This is a genomic window from Candidatus Stoquefichus massiliensis AP9 (assembly GCF_000455285.1).
Classification (GTDB): domain Bacteria; phylum Bacillota_I; class Bacilli_A; order Erysipelotrichales; family Coprobacillaceae; genus Stoquefichus; species Stoquefichus massiliensis.
Map to the genome: position 1 here is coordinate 103582 of NZ_HG005294.1, position 3010 is coordinate 106591.

The window sequence follows — 3010 nt, forward strand, 5'->3', positions numbered from 1 at the left end:
ATCAAAATTGTTATTGCCTAGTATTGAACTAAATCGTTTGTTTATATTATTTGTAAGATCTATAAGCTCATCCAAATTCAAGATTTCTTTACTACTCTTTTCATATTCATCTGCAATACGTTTCAATTCATCTTTCTTAATTGAATATTCATCCAACATTTTTCTTATAGGAGATGTTCTAGAGTTTTTCATTTCTCCTTCTACATCCCTCAAAGCTTTAATAACCTTAAGATTTAAGTATTTTCTTTCATAAGCTTCAAATCTTCTAGATTCATCATTGGCTTTATAAATATTAAACTCATATTCTTTATTTCCGTTGTCATCTATATGTGGGAAAAATTTATATGTAATTTGCAATTCTTCCTCTCCATTATCATTTTTTACAGTGGCACCGTCTAAAACAGTAAGAATTGTTTTGTTATCTTTATAATTACTAATAAAGATATCTATCTGAATTTCTTCATTGTTTTCCATTGGATTTACTAATGTATCATTAAAATCAGATTCATCTAACATTCTGTCTTCATCTGACAATGATGGATCTAAAATAAGCTGTAGTGCTCTTAAGAAATTTGTTTTTCCAACATTATTTTCGCCAATAATTACCTCTTTATGACCTAAATTAACCTCAATTTTTTTAAAATTTCTGAAATTTTTTATTTTTACTCTTGAAATATATAAACTCTGCATATTAACTCCTTTGTTCTGCCTTCCATACATTTTAGGCTATCATTTATACTATATTTTTGACATATAATTATTATTACATATACTATATTAGCTTTTTGCAATATTTAAATATTGCATTAATTACAGTATTTACGATTTCTACCACTATAACATCAATACTATACGATCCACTTTTTTACAAATTAGAAATATTTTTTTAGAATACTCTATCTAGTATTAATATTCTACAATTCTCATTATATATTTTTAATGCATTCCTCTGTATCTCAAAGATAAATTCTAACAATCTCTAGATTTGCAATTATAATAAACTTTTTGTCATTGCTAAATCAACATGATAAATTATATATCCACATTTATAGAATGCAAAAAACTTCATTCTTTTTATTAAATCACACAAATTTATACATAGATTTCTCCTAAAACATTAATCTATTTATAAATGAAGGTCCCCTTTTCCATTGTATTAATCATAACATCTGGGTTCTTAAGTACAGATATAATCAATTTTTGATTCATAGGGATATGTATAGTTGCAACATTTTTCATATATTTTTTAAATGCAGGAACTTTATTCCATAGTTTTTTTATATTTTGCCTTATTTCCCCATTGCTAGCAATATCAGTTTTCTCTTTATATTCTGGGTAAATTACTATAACTGGTAACCCCAATGTATTCATACCATATTCAAGTTCCTCTTTAAGTGCTTTACTTTCAATCGTATTTGAACTTAAAAATAAAACAATATTCTTGGATGCTCGTAACCGTTCTCTAAGACGACTACATAGAGTCTCCCAACTGCTACTATCACGAACATTATAATTTTTATTGTGTGAGTCAACGAAAGGAAAAGTGGAATCTTTTGCTTTCCACATTTTTAAAGTATTATAATAACAAAAATCATGGGCTATATTAGCTCCAAGATTTGTTTCTCTAAACGGTTCCTTTACATAAAATGCGCTATAATTTCCTGTACGATTCATATTCATCCTCCATTTTATCATTTTTTCTGAATCTTAATAACATCATATAAATTTGTCTATATCATTTACACATGGTATGTATGTTGAACAGTGATTATTTAATTTATAAACTTCTTTATATCGTAAAGATTAATTTCGTTTATTCTATCATAAATTAAAATAGTTATGTGTGATTTTATCTGAACATTACTAGTCTTCAACGTACATAGCATACATTTTAATAATTGAGAAGGAGATGGTTTTTCAGATACGCCATCAAATCGAGTTATTCCATCCCCTAATATTGGTAAATAAACAGGTTTTCCAGAATATATACGCCCAACACCTTGCCACATTTTGCGTATAAGGGGCTCATAATTTAAATTATTTACATGTGCCTCATTATCTTCGTTTAAATGCGTCAAAGCAAATAGCATGAAATCTTTATATGGTAAAATATCACCCTGTGATATCTTACACTGGTTTTTTGCAATGAATTCTTTAAACGCTTCTAATTCATTATTTTCTTTAACTTGTTTAATTAATTTCCCATGAAGAGAAGAGTGTGTAATTATTGCATCATCCTCTGTTACAGTAAAAGCATCATCAACACCTATTACTTTCCATCCATTCTGTTTTAATATGTCACCTTGACATACTGTGATTTTTATACCTCTTATTTTCAAAGTAATTTTATCTCGTGTATTCCACCATAGAAATAATACTGCTATTATATATGAACATAAAATAGCTATCACTGTCAAAATAATACTTAGTTTAATGTCTTTAAACAATCCAGTAAAAGAAAAGCCTAAAATTCCCATTATAGCTGATATAATACCGAATAAACCAAATCCAATTGCTATAGCATCTTTCCAAAGTTCAATACTCTTAAATTGATTAAATTTTTCCAAAGCATAATCTCCTCTCTAATTATTGTCTAACTTCGTTTTGATTACATTTATTAATTCATCCAACATTGTACAAGGAATCATTTCAGAAGGTACTGTTAAACCATTTTCAACACACTGCTTTCTTTTCTGTTGAGCAATTTTTATAGAATTTTCTTCGTTTCCAAATTCGCATAATTTCTTATACAAGTCTTTTTCTGCTTTGTCATATTTTTGACCAGTTCTTCTTTCATACTCAACCGCAAATCTATTACAACAGCTAACGGAATCTTGAATATTAGGCATGCTACCAAAATAAGCATACAACCAAATTTCAAGACACGGATTTGACCAACCAGCGTGAATTCCACTCTGTTCAGCATTCTTTATGATACCATCAAAATCTTTTACCTGATCACGATCAAAAACAATCCAAGGTTCACTGTATTGAGGATATAGAGATGCTC

At 28.0% G+C, this 3010-nt stretch carries 4 protein-coding genes; all 4 read right to left on the reverse strand.

The genetic code is table 11. From position 1 onward, the window contains the following. Positions 1-690 (reverse strand): AAA family ATPase (locus tag BN350_RS21080; RefSeq protein ID WP_044600396.1); only part of this gene is annotated, 690 nt, incomplete at its 3' end. 432 nt (positions 691-1122) lie between these two features. Continuing rightward, positions 1123-1674 (reverse strand): TIR domain-containing protein, encoded by a 552-nt coding sequence (locus BN350_RS15830; RefSeq protein WP_044600397.1) that lies wholly within the window; start codon positions 1672-1674, stop codon positions 1123-1125. A gap of 98 nt (positions 1675-1772) precedes the next feature. Then, a complete protein-coding gene (locus BN350_RS19585) occupies positions 1773-2567 on the reverse strand; it encodes a macro domain-containing protein (RefSeq protein ID WP_049945597.1) in 795 nt (264 codons plus the stop codon). Between the two features lie 15 nt (positions 2568-2582). Next, positions 2583-3010: RloB family protein (locus BN350_RS15840; protein ID WP_028044461.1), on the reverse strand; the 428-nt coding region annotated here is incomplete at its 5' end.

Bases quoted from the DNA above. Each gene is read 5' to 3' on its own strand.
- BN350_RS15830 (WP_044600397.1), bottom strand. From the start codon at position 1,674: ATGAATCGTACAGGAAATTATAGCGCATTTTATGTAAAGGAACCGTTT.